Genomic DNA, 16,669 nt, shown 5'->3' on the forward strand with positions numbered 1-16,669 from the left:
TTCGGCAGCGCCAGCAGCCGCTCGCGCGCTACCCCGATGATGGCAAGCCACGTCGCCTCTGCATCCGCGACAGACACAAGCTCGCCGCGAGCGACGACGTTTTGGAGCGCAGTGCGGTCGGCGAGTTCTTTGTCCTTCCGGGTACGCTCGCGAAGCGGATCAAGCGCGTCGTCAGCGAGCGCTGCTGCCTGCATCGGCCGCTGCTTCGACTGCTGTTTCACGATGCGATGCGCCCGGGTGGCGCCCTTGTCCGCATCGATCACACCCAACTGATTGGCCGCCAGCCAGTGAAGCGCCTTTTCGCGATCGAGTTTGCCGTCTGCACGTTCAGGCATGCCACGCTTGATGTATTGCGACACTCGCGGCTTGGTAATTCCCAACTCGGCCGCAAGTCCGGCCTTTGTAATAATTGTCATGAGTCAGCCGTCGTGTGTTGCGGTTAAGCGAGTTTCGGCGTCTGCGCCTAGACAGATCATCTGCTCGCGCGGACCCGCATGGGTGGGCCCCCCTTGGAAGGACCCGAGAACTCATCGGCACTGCCTGATTGGGGGTGGGACGGCAGGTGGATTACCAAGCGCATCTGCCGTCCCCGCACTGACGATGCGGCCGTTGCTCGCCAATGCATCTCGATGTTCACGCTTCGGCAGCCTCGACCTTGACGAGCACCTGGTGCACGACGAAGCCCGTCGGCTCTGGCGCCGCTTGGCGGACGACATCGCCGTTATGGTCTCGCACAAGGTAGCGATGTGCGTGCTCGATCTCACGGAAGGTCGCCGCGCCGACACCGTGCGCATCCGCAACATCAACTGGCACAGTCTCAACGATGGTCGGGGTCTCGGGATTGGGGGTATCAACCTTGTGCTTTGCCATGATTGCTCTCCATTAAGCCGCGATCCAAGCGACCCGGTCGCCACCGCCGCAGAAGACGTTTCGCGTCTCGTTGGCGGGCAGGTAGAACCGCGCACCGCCGCTCCCGGCGTTCGGGGTGGGGCCGATGGCCACGAAGGCGTCGACCGAGGAGCGCAGCTCGAAGTTCAGGAACCCGCCGTTGAGCGCGGTGGGAGAGAGGTTGAGGTTCGGCGCGGTGTTCGTCGTCGTGCCGGCGCTGCTGAGGGTTTCGCCCCATTGGACGGCCCCCATCAAGCCGGGGCCGTGCTGGATGTTCACGAGGGCGCAGCAGACGTGGAAGCCGGAGAGAGCCATCTGATCGTCCTCCTACGCCACGCGACGCCAACGCGACCCGTCAGCCGCGTACCGCTCCGATCCGATCCCAAACGCCGAGCCGGCAACGTGCAGCTGGGCGCGGGTCTGAAGCACGGCCTCCGTCACGGGAGCGACGCGCTGCTCGGGGTCGTGCCTGGCTGCCCAGGCGGCGATCCGTTCGTCGCGCGTCGGCAGACGCTCGGCGGTGGTCGGAGCCGGCTTGCCGAACACTCGGCGCCAATGCTCGCGGCTAGCTTCCATCTCGGCTTTATCGAATCCCATGTTTATGTCCTCTAAGCTCTCGGCTGACCCCAAAAAGGTGCAGCAAAAATGTAAGTGTCGTCGATACCGGGCAAATTGACGAAATCTGCAATTGCCTTGTGCGGTCGAGCCGGATGAATGGGGAGCGATCGCTTCACCATGCGGGTGCGATACTCAAAGCTCGGCCCTGGACCGGCAGCATACGGGGCATATTGACCCGTCGCCTTGTCGACCAAGAACGTCTGCTCAACCATCTCGTCACTGCCATCGGTGAAGTGTTCACCGTTGAAGGCTGGCTCAACCATGAGACTAAGCGGCTCGGCATCGGCCGGGAGCGCCTGGTTCGCCGTGTAGATCTGCGCGCGGAGCTTCGACACGCGGTTCAGCACGTCCGCGACGGCTCGGGCTGCGGGCTCGTACTCGGCTGCCATGATCTGGCGCGCTTGCTTGAGCGCGCGCTTGGCCTCGTCGTAGACGCCCTGTCGCCTCTCCTGCTCGGCTTGGTGCTCGGCATCACGCACCGCCAGCGTCAACTTGGCGACACGAGCTTCGGCGAGGTCGAGGCGCCGCCGGGCCGCATCGGCAGCCCGTTCGTGTCGGGCGAGGGCTTCCTCGTCGTTCTGGGCTATGACGTCGGGCAGCCCCGCCTCAAGGTCGATCCGAACACGCGCGGCATCCGCACGCTCGTTCTCGCTCTCGACCAGCTCGGTGCGGAGACGGTCGACCGGCGACACGACCAGGGCCGTCGACGCCGACGTGAGCTTCGCCGGGACGGGCATGGGCTTGCGCTTGGCGAACGGCGTGACGCTCATCGAGCCACCCGGCGGGTCGGCGGAGCCGACTGCATACGAGTCACGGAGGCGTCGACGATCTGCGTCGGCTGCCACGGCCACCGCGCCTCGATGCGGTCGGCCTCTTCCTCGTCCAATTCGACCATCTCGCCGGGCGGAATCGTCTTCACACCAACTGACGCGTGCCGGATGACGACGCCGACCGCGTCCTTGATCTCTGATACCGACTTCGTGAGATCGGGGATCACGAGGCTGACCCCAGCTCGGATGGTACGTGTTGCCATGTGGAGTTCGCTCCAATCAGAATAGTCGCTGCGTCGGAACCTTGAACGTCGTGGCCTCCGGCCGAGACACGCAGGTTCCGTTGCCGTTTTCGGAGGAGCAGCGCCCCCTCAAGAAGTCGCCTCAGCCGTTGACGATGACATTAGACCAACAAAAAACCGCACGGACAAACACGCATTTCCTGCGTTTGCCGCGGGGCCGCATTTTCTACGAATTCGAAATTCGGAAATCCTCTAGGCGCGTGCGGCAGGCTACGCAACGTCAGAGTTGCGGTGCGCGCTGTAACTTGGCGCGGGGTTAGTACGGGGCGGGAACCGAGCGGGGTCCCGTGCCTTCCCCATCCCGGTGTAGGGCTGGAGAGTAGGACATGGCTGGGGAGGCGCCGTCGCGAGGGTTCAGCGCAGAGCGCATCAACACACTGGTGCAAACGCTCGCCATAGTCGGTGCAGGAGCCTGGGGCGTTTACACCTTCATCTATGAAGCGCGCATCAAGCCAAGCCTTGAGCCGCCCGCCGTATCGGTCACGACGAACCTCGTGAAGGCAGGCGAACGGGACAACCACGTTGCAATCCGGTCTACCGTGACGCGGAAGAACGTCGGCCAGACCGGCGTCCGCATCTTGGGACTTGTCTATAACGTGGTCGGCGTCCGAGCGCAGTTCACTGATAGTACCGCACCAGATGACATCATCGCGAGCAAACTCGATACCGCGACTAAGGTAGCAGCCGCACGTAGTTACACTCTCACGGATCCCGGGACGGTAATTCTGCGACAGGGCATGCTCTTTGCTGGGGCCGCGGAAACGAATGCTGATCCTTCTGATCTGAATCCAGGAGAGGCAGTGTCGCGGGATCTAATCGTCTATGCCGACCGAACGCAATATGATTTCATTCGTTTTCAGGTGCGGCTTGCCTACATAAAAGATGATAATCAGCCTATAAGACTTGGTTTCAAGCTTAATAGTGATAATACGTTGGCATTTGAAATTAAATCGGATTGCCGTGCTGAGTCAAGTATCTGCGATAAGCTGAAGACAACAGATTTTGGTACAGAATTGTCACTATGGTGAGCAGTGTTGCTTGGCCTTTCGCTGATCAGCCATCAAGAGCTTAAGGCGCCGGATAGATATTCGCCACCTATGGCCGTACAGCCGCCCGATACCGTGTAAGTCGCACCACCGCCTCAACGTATCAGGCGAGCGGGCAACGCGGGCGGCAGCCTTGGAAACCGAGACGAGATCTGGGTGGCCTGCGTCGTCAGGCCATGCGCCGTCTTCAGAGCTGGCTTCCAGCGGTATCGTGCGGCACTCGACTAGGTAGGCGCGCAGCCGCGCCTGTGCAGTCTCGACGTCCGATATCAAGGCATCAAGCGTGGCGTCGTTGAGGGCCAACTCGCTCACGGGCGCGCTCCGAACAGTTCGATCTGCCCGTTGCTCCGGTGCCGTGCGGCAGCCGCGCTCAACTCGCGGAATCGTTGATCCCAAGCGGTTCGGCAGCGCCCACAGAGCATCCTCAGATTGGACGGGTCGGTGTTGTCGGGATCCTGGTCGAGGTGGGTGAGACGCAGGATGGCGCGCTTGCCCTTCTTGCCATGCGGCAGCCCGTGTTCGAGCCGGCAGTGGGGGGAGAGCGGCGTACCCTCGCAGCGGAAGCCTGCGCGCTCCATCACCGCGGCGCGGAGGGCCTTCAACTTCTTTGATGGCTTGCTAGGCATGGTCACCTCCGGGGTGGGTGCGAAGAAGGCGACGGGGATCATGCCTTGCCCCGTCTCGCCTCAATGACATCGCCCATTGCAATGAATAGCCGCTGTGGGCCGTGCTGCTTGATGCCCTGTATCGTGATCTTCAGCGCTTCCGGCGGCAAATATCGGTGAAACAATTCAGCGAGTTCCTTGGCTGCTGCTGCTCTGTCGGCTTCCGTGAGATCCGGATTGTGCCATGCAGCCAGTATGATGTTGTCGCGCTGCTCAAGATTGACTTGCCCAGTATTGTAGAGCCAGCGAGCAAACATCTCCTTGGCTTCGGGACGGCCCTCCTGCCAAAGCTCACCGAAATCCTTGAGCCACTTCTCGCCCTCGGGCGGCAGGGGCTTCCGCTGGCTGAACGCTGGTTTGGAGAGGAGCTTCCCAACCTCCCGCAGGCTCAAATCCGCAACGCGTTTCGTTTTTGCCTGGTCTGCGTCGTCTTCCAGGTAGCGAGCGAGCCGCATGTAGAGCTGGGCCGAGCGGGCCGAGAACGTGCAGTGCTCCCGCACCCACTCGTCCCACTTGCCGTGAAGCACGGTCTCTTTGGCCTGATTGAGCAGCCGGCCGCACTCGGTGGCGTGTTCCACGGCGGCGCGTGCAGCCGCCTGCACCTTGGCGTGAGCCTCGTTGATAGACGTCGCGATGTTCGAAGTGGACATTGTCAGGTCTCCTTACGGCCGGAACGATGGAGGCGTGCGTAAGTCGCGAGGACGCGCCGCCGGTCGAGGGGTGCAAGTCGGGCGAGGTCGTCGACGGCGGTGCGGAGCGCGTCGCTATCCCACTCTGCCCGCTGCAAGGTGTCGGCGAGGGTGTGACCGTGGGGTCCGCAGCAGAGGTGGACGATGGCACGTAGGCAGCGCAGGCGAGCGCGACGCTCAGCGTTGGATAGATCGGTCGCCCAAGGCCCGAACGCATCAGCAGAGGCGAGCGTCACCCCTCCACCGCCAAGCTGTTTCATCGCCGTTTCAGGCGAAACAGCACCGGAAACGCGCTGTTTCATGTTTCACGCCCTAGGAACTGAAACGTGAAACAAGGCTCAGCAGCCCGTTTCATGCGCTCGCTCCTACCCGTTTCAGGATGCGGTTGACCGTCGCCGCCGACTTGCCGACTTCGGCCGCAATCTCCCGCTGCTTCATCCCCTCGGCGTGCAGGGCCAGCACCCGATCCTCAAGCGCGTCGTCCAGATCCCGAACCGCCCAGCCCGTCGCCGTGAGCGCCGCCTCGAAGGGCTCGGCGTCAGGGCCGGAGAATCCGCGCGCCTTCTCAAAGTGGACCTCGAACCGGGCGCCCTCGGCCGGCGAGTAGTCTTCGGGCCGGCGCAGCGCGATCACGCTGTCCAGCACGTCCTCCTTGCGGGAGGTGCCGCGCTGCCCGCCGCCCTTGCCCGAGTGGTGCACGAACAACACCGCCCGGTTCTCGCGCCTGCGGGCGAGAGCCCAGCCTTGCACCGCCAGCCAGCTCTCCGCCTCGTTCTCGCGACCCGAGCGGCAGAGGGTCGACAGGTTGTCGACGATGATCAGCTCGGCGTCGCCAAGGGCGGCGGTGTAGCGGGACTGATCCTCGGTGCTCGACAGGTCCGGCAGGCCATCAGGGTGCAGATCGCTCGCCAGGATGCGGAGCTGCTTCACGCCCGAGCGGCTGATCTGAGCCGACGTCTCGATCCGAGCCAGGCGCTCCTGGAGGGTAGCGCCGGGCATTTCGCCGTCGATGATGAGGACGGAGCGAGGCTGCGGCGCCTGCCACTTGAGGAAGCTGCCACCCGTCGCGGCGGCGTACGCGACCTCAAGGGCGACGTGGGTCTTGCCGCAGCCGCGGGGAGCATAGAGCATGGCGAGGCCGCCGACCGGCAGCCAGGGTCCGAGCACCATCTCGCGGGGCGGGAACTCGCGGGCCAAGAACTCCGCCAGCCCGATGGGGTTGAGGCTACCCGGGGAGGACGCCTTGGCGGCGTCCTCGTGATTCGGATCAAGGCGCGGCCACTCCCATTCCGGCCCCATGTCCGGCAGCGGCTCGTCGAGCGGATCGTGTCCGTACCTCATGCAGGGACCTCCTCGGGCTCGAAGCCGGCACGAGAGACGCCCTTACTTTCCCGGAGCATCTTCAGGATGGCGACGGCCTGGCGCATGGCGGCGACGGCCCGGCGCGTCGAGTAGTCGATGCCGACGTCGTCCGTGGCTGAGGCGTAGTCGACCGCCATCCCACTGTAGAAGTGGACCATGTTCAGGCACTCGGCTGCGCACTCGCGCAAAGCCTCGGGGCTGCCGAAGGCAATGTGATCGGTGTTGCGGGTCGACGCGTTCATGCTCGGCGCTCCGTCACGGTGAGCGCCAGCTCGGCGAGAAGGGCCGCAACCTCAATCGACAGCCCATGGCGACGACGGAGGCGTTGAACGGCAAGAGCGGATGCGTTATATCCGGTGTTGTCGAGGTCATACGACATTCCCGGAGCCCGGCTCTCGGTTGCCCGCCAGCAACCGTGAGGCCGGGTTTCGATTTTCAGGGTCATGCGGTCACGCGGCCTCCTGCTTGATGGCCTGCTGCTTCTCGAAAGCTTCAAGGTCGCCCTCTTTCCAGAGGCGGCGGCCGTTGATCGTGAGGGGCTTGGGGAAGCTTAGATCTTCGTTCCTCAGCCACCGCCAGATCGCCATGTCAGAGCAGTTGCCGTACCGCTCCCTGACTTGGCGAGCTGTGAGATAAACAACTGATTTGCTCATCGTCACTACTCCTAAAGCGCGCGCACTTGCTCGCTCCGGAAGCAACATGCTTCGGACTGATCCCAATTACTACGTTGTTGATTGATGCGAACTCGCCGCGCTTTTGCGCTGTCTAACTGTGAAACTTGCCAGCACAAAAGCGCTGGCAATCGCCCCTAATTGCCAGCGCTTGGGTCTTGGTTGTGACGACTGCCGAACCGCTCTCGATACCGAATGCCGAACTGGGTCAACGATTCTTCTCGCAAATCTAAGAGTAAATTATAAGCATATCCGTCGACGGAATTGCCATCATTTTCTCCGTATCTTGGATTGTCTTCGAGTATTGTTTTCAAATTTCCTGACTTCTTAGCCCAGTCGACTGACAGATTCGCTGCGACATCTTTAACGAAGGCTGTTTCCCATTGTCGTAGAGTGCCTTCACCAATACCAGTGGCAACGCTCACTCGTTTTAGAGCTACCTTTTTAATGATGCCTTGTCCGCTTAAGAAATTAACATGTTGAACTGCTCTCAATCGCATTTTTTCCCACGACCATGCATCATTATGTTTGCCGATATGCGTCGGAGCGACAAGCTTATGTACTTCTCCATGTGATAAAGCTTCGAGTGCATTAATCAGATTTTCTAATAACCATCGTGGAAGCATCAAAGCTACTAGATCGATTGCTTGCTGATGAAGAAGCGGCGCCGCATTCAATTGCCGATTTATGGTGAGACTCAGTGCGAAACGTTCATTGATTTCATCGCCGCGCCAGAATTCTCGATCGGCTAAAGGCCAAGGAGGGCCAATGTCGGTTAGCCAATCGGCGACCTCCAATGATAGAAGCTGCCAAGCTAAATGACCTATGGCAAGCGCCCGACGCGCTTCCGTGTCGTTGCTCTCATCAATGGCCTTCAAGTATCTTTCTCTTAAATTTCCTAGCAAGCGAATAACTATCAATTCAGGAGGCTGATCAATTGCGAGGCGAGCATCGTTGGCTTGAGCTAATACGACCTCGGTCCATAATTCTTCTAAGCGAGCCTTTTGCCATTCACTGTCCATGATGGTCGTACTCTTCATGATTGACGGCATTCACGCGTATAATCTTAGTGATGTGGCTTGCCCACGCCTCAAGCGACGCACGCTTCTCGTCTAGGTAAGCGTAACGATTGTAGACAGCTGCCACGCCGCTGATCGTGCCAGACTTGTGGTTCAACACTGCCTCGACGACGTGCGGGTCGGTGCCGAGCCTAGCCATGCCCGACGCCGCCGTGCGCCGGAGGTCGTGGAAGGTCCAGTGCGAGATGTCTGCGCCGTTCAGTAGCTTGATCTGCGCATCGATCTGTCGTTTGGCACGCGAGTAGCCGGACACCGGCTTGTCGCCGGTTGTGGTCAGCACGTAGTCGCCCTTGATCCGCGGCAGCTCGCGCAGGATCGCCTGCGCCGGCTCGCTCAGTGGGATCACGCTCGCGGTCCTGTTCTTCGCCCTCGTGGCCGGCAGATGCCAGAGGGTGCCGCTCTCCCGGATCTCGGTGCGGATGATTCCGGCCACCTCGTCCCGTCGTTGAGCCGTCAGGATCAGCAGCTTGACCAACGGGCCGAACGGCCAGCCGATCTTCTCAGCGGCCAGCCACACGAGCCGAAGCTCCTCATCTGTCAGCACGCGATCGCGAGCCGTCTCCTGGCCTGGCGTCTTGACGTGCGTGCACGGCGACGTGGCGATGATCGAACGCTCGATGCACCAGTTGAAGAACTTCCTGATCGTCGCGAGCGTGCGGTTGGCCGCCGAAGGCGTGCCGCGGTCCATGATCCCATCCAAGAGGTCGAGGACGTCGCGACGCGTGATGCTCTCGACAGTGCGGCGTCCCCAGACAGGCACGACTTCCTTGCGAAGGATGCGGGCCGCCTGCTCAGCGGTGCTCGCCTTGTTCTTCGTCCTGGCGTGTCGGTCGAGGAAGTCCTCGGCGACCGCGTAGATCAGTTCTCGGTCGGGGTTTTGGACGCGGGCCGCCTTGATGGTGGCGATCTTCTCGGCGCCTGGATCTCGGCCGAGCGCCAACACCTGGATTGCGTCCCGGGCGCGGCTGCGAGCGGTGGCGAGGTCGAGGGCAGGGTAGGGGCCCAACACCATCTTCCGCGTGCGGCCGGCGAACCGGTAGCGGATGCACCAGCCTTTCCGCCCCGAAGGATGGATGATCAGGTAGAGCGACGGCATCCCCGCATCAGGGATTTCGAGCCGGCGCGCGGGGTCCGGCTTCAGGCGTTCGACGGATGGCACGGTCAGCACCTTTGCGATCATATATCGAGCGCCGTGGGTATCGTTTGGGTAACGGATTCCGGGCGTTATGCCCTGTTACCCAATGTGCCTCACTAACGCTCACATTCTCGCCAAGTGCAAGTGCCAACTAGGATTTTCGGCCCGCCTGATCGCGGATTGTGTTAGGCCGAGTTAGCCTATGTTCCGTCATTGGTAATGACGAGGTCGGGAGTTCAATCCTCCCCAGCGGCACCATTCACCGAGCGCGCCCCTCCAGTCTCACGATCGATCGTCCGGATCGCGGCGCGCGTCCGACCGGGGGGCCGGACCGGGCGTGCAGGGCGGCGGGCCGGCGCCGCGTCGCTCCGGGGGGCGCGAGATCCCTGCGTCACGCGCCTCGCCCCGCCGGGGGCGGGGCGAAGCCGAGCCTCAGCCTGATCTCCTCCGCCGTCACGCCCCGTGCCCGCAGGTCCGCCAGGGGCTCCGAGCCGAGGCTCTTCGCCATCTTGCGCCCGGTGTCGTCCCGGATCAGCGCGTGGTGGTGGTAGCGCGGGGTCGCGAGGCCGAGGAGCGCCTGGAGCAGGACGTGCAGGTCGGTGGCGGCCTCGAGGTCCCGGCCCCGGACCACGTGGGTGATCCCCTGGGCGTCGTCGTCCAGCACCACGGCGAGGTGGTAGCTCGTCGGCACGTCCTTGCGGCCGAGCACGGCGTCGCCCCAGCGGGCGGGGTCGGCCGCCCGCCCGGCCTCGGGCCCGCCGGGCGCGAAGACCGGGACGCGCAAGGCCCCCCGGCCCGGGGTCTCCCGGACCGCCGCGAGGGCGGCGGGCATGTCGAGCCGCCAGGCGTGGGGTGCCCCGGCCGCGACCGCCGCCGCGGCGGCGGCGGAGCCGCGGCAGGTGCCCGGATAGCGCGGGGCGCCGTCCGGGTCGCGGGCGCCCGCGGCGGCCTGCGCGACCGCCCGCCTCGTGCAGAGGCAGGGGTAGACGAGCCCGCGCGCCCGCAGGGCCGCGAGGGCGTCCTGGTAGGTGGACACGCGCGCCGACTGGCGCCAGACCGGCGCGGGGAACGTCAGCCCGAGCCAGGCGAGGTCGGCGAGGAGCGCGTCGGCCAGGGCCGGCCGGCAGCGGACGGGATCGATGTCCTCGATCCGAAGGAGCAGGGTCCCGCGCATCGCCGCGGCGAGCGAGGCGTTGAGGAGGGCCGAGTAGGCGTGGCCGAGATGCAGGAGCCCGTTGGGGCTCGGGGCGAAGCGCAGGCGGGGAGGCGGCACGGGATCATGCGGACGACGAAGGCTCGCCAGCAGATGGGGAGCGCGGCGCCGGACGTCACCGGCCCGGCGCCCGCCCCGCGGCTGCTCGATTCCGAGGCGGCGCTGCGCGAGGGCGTCGCGGCCCTCGCCGGCCTCGACCCGGTGATGGCCCGCCTTGTCGCCGCGGGGGCGGTGCCGCCCCTGCGCAGGCGCCCGCCCGGCCTGGAGGGGCTCGCCGGCATCGTGGTGGCCCAGCAGCTCTCCACCGCCAGCGCCGGGGCGATCTGGGCCCGGCTCAAGGACCGGGTGCCGGACCTGACCGCCGCCGCCCTCGCGGCGGCGCCGGATGCCGCCCTGCGCGAGGCGGGCCTGTCGGCCCCCAAGATCCGCACCCTGCGGGCGGTGGCCGCGGCGGTCGCGGCCGGGCACCTGCCCCTCGACCGCCTGCACGCCCTGCCGGCCGACGAGGCCCATCGGCTGATGGTGGCGGTGCACGGCATCGGCCCCTGGACCGCGGACGTCTACCTGCTCTTCTGCCTCGGCCATCCGGACGCCTTCCCGGCCGGCGACCTCGCCCTCCAGGAGGCGGCCCGCCTCGCCGACGGGCTGGAGGCGCGCCCGAGCGCGGCGCACCTCGCGGCCCGGGCCGAGCTCTGGCGCCCCTGGCGCGGGGTCGCCGCGACGGTGCTCTGGGCCTATTACGCCCGGGCCAAGGCGCGCGAGGGCGCGCCGGTCCAGACCTGAAACCCGGAGCCCCCCGATGCCGACCCTCCCAGGCCCGCGCCTGCCGCCCCGCTCCGGCCGCGCGCCGCGCCAGCTCGTGGTCCTGCTCCACGGCTTCGGCGCGGACGGCAACGACCTCATCGACCTCGCGCAGGTCTGGCAGCCCCTGCTGCCCGACGCCGCGTTCGTGGCGCCCCACGCGCCCGAGCCCTGCATCCAGGGATTCGGGCGGCAATGGTTCTCCCTCACCTTCCGCGATCCCCACGAGCGCTGGCGCGGCGTGAACCGGGCCGCCCCCGCCCTCGACGCCTTCCTGGACGCCGAGCTCGCCGCCCACGGCCTGTCCGACCGCCAGCTCGCCCTGGTGGGCTTCAGCCAGGGCTGCATGATGGCGCTGCACGTGTCCCTGCGGCGGGCGCGGGCGCCCGCCGCGGTGGTGGGCCTGTCCGGCATGCTGGTGCTGGAGGAGGGCAAGGGCCCCGAGAGCCTCGCCCCGGCGCTGCGCGCCGTGCCGCCGGTCCTCCTCGCCCACGGCGACCAGGACGAGGTCATCCCGGTCGACGCCCTGTTCCTCTCGGGCGAGGCGCTCGCCGCCGCCGGGGTGCCGGTGGAGTGGCACCTCTCGGCCGGCACCGGCCACGGCATCGACGAGGGCGCGCTGCACCACGCCGGCCTGTTCCTGGCGGAAGGGTTCGCGCGGGCGAAGGGCCTCGAGCGGGCCGGAGGAGCCGAGCGGGCGGGAGGGGTCGAGCGGGCCTAGGGCCGGGAGAAGGGTGAGGGCCCGTCCGGGCCCAAGGCCCCCGGGCCCAAGGTTCCCGGGCCCAAGGCCCCGGGCCGCCCTGCGTCCCGACCGGCCCCCGGGCGTCCTGCGCGGGCGTGTCCCACGCGCCGGCAAGGACGATGCGGCCCCGCTCACCGTCGCGGGGACCGGAGCGGCAGGCCGCAGCCCTGCCCCGGATGCCGGGCAGGGCTGCGGCCTGCGCGGCGGGGCGCTCCGCACCCGGGTGCCGCGGGCGCGGCCCGCCGCCAGGATCGGCGCGCGGGTCCGCGCCGTGAAGAAACCCGCCGGGAGCTTCCGGCGGGTTTCACGCGTTGAACCGGCGAAGCTTCTTTCCGGGGCGCGACGCCGCGCTCCCGGTCCGGGGCCGTCTCGCGGTTCACAGGGGATTGCCATGCCTGCCGCCCTGCCTCTCGCGCTCTTCGGGGCGCACCTCGTGCTCGCCGCGGCGGACGGGCCGCCCAAGCTCGACATCTCCGCCACCTGCAACTCGCCCGGCCGCGCCTCCGTGAGCCAGGAGGCGGGGGCGGACGGCTGCCTGCGCTCGGAGCGCTCGGCGGGCGACGACCTGCGCAAGCGCTGGGGCGAGTTCTCGCCCTCCGCCAAGCACCAATGCTCGCAGCAATCCCGGGCCGGCGGCTTTCCGAGCTACGTCGAGATGCTGACCTGCCTCGAGCTCGCCAGCGGCAGCGTGCCGGTGACGAGCCCGCAGAACAGCGCCACGGCCGGGCCGGGCAACCCGGCCACCACCGGCAGCACCCGACGCGTGGGCGAGGGCGAGCGGGACGCCGGCGGCCTCACGGCCGAGCCGGCGCCGACCCAGCGCACCGACCCCCTCAAGGTGCTGGGCAAACCGGCGCGGTGACGCGCCGGCCCTCCTCACGCGGTACACCGGCGCGGCACCGCGCCGGCCCCCTCACACGGGCGGCAGGGCCTTGGCGTCGTCGGTGGCGGTCGCGAGCCAGACCGGCGCCTCGCCGCGGCCCGCCCGGTCGCGGGCGGGCTCCTTCGCCCATGACGGCTCCGGCAGGACGCCTGCCCGGGCCGCCGCGAGGTCGCGCAATTCCGGCGCCTGGGCGGTGTCGTCGACGGTGAGGAAGAGGCCGCGCCGGCGCGCCCGGGCGCCGAGGTCGGTGCGGCTCGTCAGCACGCTCAGGGCCGGGCTGAGCAGCAGCCCCGTCGCCACGGGCGCCATCCAGAGCGCCAGGAGCGCGTCGCCCGCGCAGGCCAGGGCGGCGGCCAGGAGCGCGCCCGCCGCCAGCGCGCCCACCTGGAGCCGGCTGGCCTCCGACCACGGCACCTGCCGGTCGTCGCGGGCCTGCACGTCCCAGCGCACCACCCGCCCGGCGAAGGTCGACACCACGGCGCCGGCGTTGAACAGGGTCATGACCGGCCACAGCAGCACCCAGAGCCCCTGCTCCAGGGCCGCGCTGGCGAGGAGCCGCCCCGGCCCGCCGAAGGCCGCCCGGCGCTCGGGATCGCGCAGGGCCTGGCCGAGGCTGAGGAGCTTGGGCGCCGCCAGCACCGCCACCGTCAGGCCGGCGAGCAGGCCGGCGGCCGGGCCGGGCTCCGTCAGCCCGTAGGCGAGGAGGCCGAGGCGGCCGGTGGCGATCGCCTGCCAGGTCCCGAGCGCCAGGAAGGCGACCCAGAGCGGCGCGACGAGGTAGGACAGGATGCCGGCGGCCAGGTGCCAGCGGCTGCCCGCCGTCAGGCCGGGCGTGCCGAGGACGCCGAGGTGCTGGAGGTTGCCCTGGCACCAGCGCCGCTCGCGGCCGAGGAGGTCGGTGAGGTTGGTGGGCATCTCCTCCCAGGTGCCGCCCTCCTCGGGCAGCAGGCGCAGCTCCCAGCCGGCCCGGCGCAGGAGCGCGCCCTCGACCGTGTCGTGGCACAGGATCTCGCCGCCGAGCGGCGGGCGACCGGCCAGCACCGGCAGCTCCGCGCTCTGCGCGAAGGCGGCGATGCGCACGATGGCGTTGTGGCCCCAGTAGCTGCCGTCCGGCCCCTGCCAGGTCTCCAGGCAGCGGATCGCCAGGGGGGCGTACAGCCGCACCGCGAATTGCTGGATGCGGGCGAACAGCGTGTCGCGGCCGGCCGCGTAGCTGACCGTCTGGATCAGCCCGACCCGCGGGTTCTCCTCCATGAGCCGCACCAGGCGCCGCATGGTGGCGCCGCTCATCAGGCTGTCGGCGTCGAGCACGATCATGAAGTCGTAGGCGGGCCCGTACGTCGCGCAGAACTCCGCGATGTTGCCGGCCTTGCGCCCCACGTTGTCCGCCCGGCGGCGGTAGCGCAGGCCGGGCAGCCCCGGTCCGGCGCCGGCGCGCCAGGCGAGCGCGCCGGCGAGTTCGCGCTCCTCCGCGGCGGCGATCAAGGGGTCGCGGGTGTCGCTCAGGACGACGATGTCGACGTCGCTGCCGTCGCCCCCGCCGCGGGCGAGGGAGCGCGCCATGACGCGCACGGCGCAGAACACCGCCGCCGCGTCCTCGGCGTGGATCGCCACCAGCACGGCGGTGCGGCTCCGCCCCGTCGCCGTCCCGGGAAGCGCCCCGGCCCGGATCTCCACCGCGGACCGCGCCCGCCCGCCGAGGCCCGCCGCCACCGCCCCGTACAGGTACTGCCAGGCGACGTACGATTGCCAGGCCATCACGAGGCAGAACAGCGCCAGCACGGCGGCCTCGAGGGGGCCGTCCGGCACCCCGGTCGCGAGGCCGGCGGCTCCCGCGAGGGCGAGGGCGGTCGCGAGGGTCGGCAGCGCCAGGGCGAGCCGGCGCCGGCGCAGGGAGGCGTCCGCCCGCCGCGCGGGGCGATCCGAAGCGGGCACGGCCGGCGGCGCGCCATGCGACGAGGGAGCAGGGGTCATGGACGGGGTGGAACTCGATCCAGGGAGGGGCCGGGAGACGTGAGAACCGGGCGGACCGGGCGGGGGACCGTCCGCCGCGAACGGGCGGCGGGCAGCGTTCCTCCTAGCCCGGCCGACCTGAATGACGCCAGAACGATGACGCGGCAGGGGAGGGGCGTCCCCCTCCGGGCCCGTGCTCGGCCGCCGGGAGCGACCGGCCGGGGCGCGGGGAAGCGTGCCGCGGCGGAACCCGAGCGGCGGCAGCGCGCGCCGCGCGAGGCACTCACGCGCGGGAACGGGTTTGGTTCCATCCCCTTCTGCGCCTTGTCGGAATGCCTGGGCGCCGGCGCGTGCGCGCAGGGCATGGCGGCGGTCCCCGCGGTATCGTTCGCTTAACGACCCCCGGGCGACAAGGCCTTGCCGTCCGACGAGTCGCCGCCACTTCCCGCCGTACCGTTGCCCGCCGCAGGACGTCCGCTGTGAGAACTGCTCGCGTCACCCCGGCCCGGAGCTTCGAGGACGGCCTCCCCGTCGGCGGCCGCGCGGCGCGGTCCAGGGCGGCGCCCGGTGTCTCCCCGGCCGCCCGCGTCCTCGGCGGCGCCTCTCCCCGGGGGCCGGAGGCCGCATGCAGCCGAGCCTGACGGCGGGGAGCGGCCGCCCGGTCCTCCCGGACGCCGCCCTCAACCTGTTCATGACCGTCGATGCGGTCGGCGGCATCTGGCAGTACGGGCTCGACCTCGCGGAGGAGCTGGTCGGCCGGGGCCTCGGCGTGACCCTGGCCGTACTCGGCCCCGAGCCCTCCGCCGACCAGCTCCGGGCGGCCCGCGCCATCCGGGGCCTCGACCTGCGGGTCACCGGCGCGGCCCTCGACTGGACGGCGCTGACGCCCGGCGAGGTCGAGGCCGCCGCCCGCAGCGTCGCGCGCGAGGCCGAGCGGGCCGGCGCCGACCTCGTCCACCTCAACAGCCCGGCCCTCGCCGCCATCGCGTCCTTCGAGGCTCCCGTGGTGGCGGTGGCGCATTCCTGCGTCGCCACCTGGTGGCGCGCCATGCGGGCCGGCCCGCTGCCGGCCGACCTCGCCTGGCGCGCGGCCCTCGCCGGCGCGGGCTACCGGCGGGCCGACGCCCTGATGGCGCCGACCCGCGCCTTCGCGCACGCCACCGCGGCGACCTACGGCCTTGCCCCCTTGCGCGTGGTGCCCAACGGCCGCCGCAGCGCGGCGGCGCGGGGCCAGCGCACGCCGGCGGGCGGCGCCGCCTCACCCTTCGTGTTCACGGCCGGCCGCCTGTGGGACGAGGGCAAGAACGTCCGCACCCTCGACCGTGCCGCCGGCCGCCTCGACCTGCCGGTCCTGGCCGCCGGCGACCTCAAGGGCCCGAACGCCGCGCTGTTCTCCCCCGAGCACCTGCGCCCCCTCGGCCGGCTGAGCGACCAGGACGTGGCCCGCTGGCTCGCCGGCGCGCCGATCTACGCCTCGGCGGCCCGCTACGAGCCCTTCGGCCTCGGCGTGCTCGAGGCCGCGAGCGCCGGCTGCGCCCTGGTGCTCTCCGACATCCCGACCTTCCGCGAGCTCTGGGACGAGGCCGCGATCTTCATCCCGCCGGACGACGACGCGGGCTTCGCCCGCGCCATCGCGATGGTGGCCGGCGATCCCGCCATCCGGGCGCGCCTCGGCGCCGAGGCGAGGGCCCGGGCGGCGGCCTTCACGGTCGAGGCCATGGCCGCCGGGGTGCTCGACGTCTACCGCACCGTGCTGGCGCAGGCGCCGCTGCGCGCCGGCGCCCACGCGTGAGCCGGACGGCCCCGCGCGTGGGCTCTCCCGCGCGCTGCGCCGCGCCGGGACTGCGCGCTG

General features: G+C 68.9%; 19 protein-coding genes and 1 pseudogene. 5 read left to right on the top strand and 15 right to left on the bottom strand.

Translation table 11 applies throughout. The features are described from left to right. The 6 genes and pseudogenes from DT057_RS29045 to DT057_RS29070 all read right to left on the bottom strand — a co-directional run. Positions 1 to 359: pseudogene (locus tag DT057_RS29045) on the bottom strand (hypothetical protein); the annotation flags it as partial. A gap of 274 nt (positions 360 to 633) precedes the next feature. Then, positions 634 to 870 (bottom strand): hypothetical protein, encoded by a 237-nt coding sequence (locus DT057_RS29050; protein ID WP_128565552.1) that lies wholly within the window; start codon positions 868 to 870, stop codon positions 634 to 636. A 12-nt stretch (positions 871 to 882) separates the two neighbouring features. Continuing rightward, positions 883 to 1,203, bottom strand: a complete 321-nt coding sequence (locus DT057_RS29055; RefSeq protein WP_128565553.1) for a hypothetical protein — start codon at positions 1,201 to 1,203, stop codon at positions 883 to 885. A 12-nt stretch (positions 1,204 to 1,215) separates the two neighbouring features. Beyond that, entirely contained in the window at positions 1,216 to 1,485 is a 270-nt protein-coding gene (locus tag DT057_RS29060) for a hypothetical protein (RefSeq protein WP_128565554.1), read from the bottom strand. Positions 1,486 to 1,496: 11 nt separating this feature from the next. After that, the gene (locus DT057_RS29065; RefSeq protein ID WP_128565555.1) at positions 1,497 to 2,276 is read right to left on the bottom strand and encodes a hypothetical protein; all 780 of its coding nucleotides are present in this window, start codon (positions 2,274 to 2,276) and stop codon (positions 1,497 to 1,499) included. Beyond that, a complete protein-coding gene (locus DT057_RS29070; protein ID WP_128565556.1) occupies positions 2,273 to 2,539 on the bottom strand; it encodes a hypothetical protein in 267 nt (88 codons plus the stop codon). Before DT057_RS29070 ends, DT057_RS29065 begins: the two co-directional genes overlap by 4 nt. 365 nt (positions 2,540 to 2,904) lie before the next feature. Here DT057_RS29070 and DT057_RS29075 point away from each other — a divergent pair, with 365 nt between their 5' ends. Then, complete coding sequence (locus DT057_RS29075) at positions 2,905 to 3,606, top strand: hypothetical protein (RefSeq protein WP_128565557.1); 702 nt, start codon at positions 2,905 to 2,907, stop codon at positions 3,604 to 3,606. A 326-nt stretch (positions 3,607 to 3,932) separates the two neighbouring features. Here DT057_RS29075 and DT057_RS29080 read toward each other — a convergent pair whose 3' ends face one another. From DT057_RS29080 to gluQRS, 8 genes are all read right to left on the bottom strand, one after another. Then, positions 3,933 to 4,292, bottom strand: a complete 360-nt coding sequence (locus tag DT057_RS29080; protein WP_128565558.1) for a hypothetical protein — start codon at positions 4,290 to 4,292, stop codon at positions 3,933 to 3,935. Further along, on the bottom strand, positions 4,289 to 4,939 hold the full coding sequence (locus tag DT057_RS29085) for a DUF3102 domain-containing protein (protein WP_128565559.1): 651 nt from the start codon (positions 4,937 to 4,939) through the stop codon (positions 4,289 to 4,291). The genes DT057_RS29080 and DT057_RS29085 overlap by 4 nt, the downstream gene beginning before the upstream one ends. 390 nt (positions 4,940 to 5,329) lie before the next feature. Beyond that, positions 5,330 to 6,319, bottom strand: coding sequence for an AAA family ATPase (locus tag DT057_RS29095; protein ID WP_238313824.1), 990 nt, complete (start codon positions 6,317 to 6,319; stop codon positions 5,330 to 5,332). Beyond that, complete coding sequence (locus DT057_RS29100) at positions 6,316 to 6,582, bottom strand: hypothetical protein (protein WP_128565560.1); 267 nt, start codon at positions 6,580 to 6,582, stop codon at positions 6,316 to 6,318. Before DT057_RS29100 ends, DT057_RS29095 begins: the two co-directional genes overlap by 4 nt. Positions 6,583 to 6,789: 207 nt before the next feature. Then, positions 6,790 to 6,993, bottom strand: coding sequence for a transcriptional regulator (locus DT057_RS29105; RefSeq protein ID WP_128565561.1), 204 nt, complete (start codon positions 6,991 to 6,993; stop codon positions 6,790 to 6,792). 155 nt (positions 6,994 to 7,148) lie between these two features. Further along, a complete protein-coding gene (locus tag DT057_RS29110) occupies positions 7,149 to 8,051 on the bottom strand; it encodes a hypothetical protein (protein ID WP_128565562.1) in 903 nt (300 codons plus the stop codon). Then, the gene (locus DT057_RS29115; protein WP_128565563.1) at positions 8,023 to 9,270 is read right to left on the bottom strand and encodes a tyrosine-type recombinase/integrase; all 1,248 of its coding nucleotides are present in this window, start codon (positions 9,268 to 9,270) and stop codon (positions 8,023 to 8,025) included. The genes DT057_RS29110 and DT057_RS29115 overlap by 29 nt, the downstream gene beginning before the upstream one ends. Positions 9,271 to 9,616: 346 nt before the next feature. Beyond that, a complete protein-coding gene (gluQRS, locus tag DT057_RS29120; protein WP_128565564.1) occupies positions 9,617 to 10,498 on the bottom strand; it encodes a tRNA glutamyl-Q(34) synthetase GluQRS in 882 nt (293 codons plus the stop codon). Positions 10,499 to 10,531: 33 nt separating this feature from the next. On the opposite strand from gluQRS, the gene DT057_RS29125 reads away from it, so the two are divergent. The 3 genes from DT057_RS29125 to DT057_RS29135 all read left to right on the top strand — a co-directional run bounded on the left by DT057_RS29125 (position 10,532) and on the right by DT057_RS29135 (position 12,843). Continuing rightward, positions 10,532 to 11,221, top strand: a complete 690-nt coding sequence (locus DT057_RS29125; protein WP_128565571.1) for a DNA-3-methyladenine glycosylase family protein — start codon at positions 10,532 to 10,534, stop codon at positions 11,219 to 11,221. 16 nt (positions 11,222 to 11,237) lie between these two features. Then, positions 11,238 to 11,960, top strand: coding sequence for an alpha/beta hydrolase (locus DT057_RS29130; protein WP_128565565.1), 723 nt, complete (start codon positions 11,238 to 11,240; stop codon positions 11,958 to 11,960). A gap of 412 nt (positions 11,961 to 12,372) precedes the next feature. Further along, a complete protein-coding gene (locus tag DT057_RS29135) occupies positions 12,373 to 12,843 on the top strand; it encodes a hypothetical protein (RefSeq protein ID WP_128565566.1) in 471 nt (156 codons plus the stop codon). A gap of 51 nt (positions 12,844 to 12,894) precedes the next feature. On the opposite strand, the gene mdoH is transcribed toward DT057_RS29135, so the two are convergent. Further along, positions 12,895 to 14,838, bottom strand: a complete 1,944-nt coding sequence (mdoH, locus tag DT057_RS29140) for a glucans biosynthesis glucosyltransferase MdoH (RefSeq protein WP_128565567.1) — start codon at positions 14,836 to 14,838, stop codon at positions 12,895 to 12,897. Positions 14,839 to 15,442: 604 nt separating this feature from the next. Here mdoH and DT057_RS29145 point away from each other — a divergent pair. Further along, the gene (locus tag DT057_RS29145; RefSeq protein WP_128565568.1) at positions 15,443 to 16,609 is read left to right on the top strand and encodes a glycosyltransferase family 4 protein; all 1,167 of its coding nucleotides are present in this window, start codon (positions 15,443 to 15,445) and stop codon (positions 16,607 to 16,609) included. Positions 16,610 to 16,669 lie beyond the last annotated feature (60 nt).

This window comes from Methylobacterium crusticola (assembly GCF_003574465.1).
In the GTDB taxonomy this organism is placed as follows: domain Bacteria; phylum Pseudomonadota; class Alphaproteobacteria; order Rhizobiales; family Beijerinckiaceae; genus Methylobacterium; species Methylobacterium crusticola.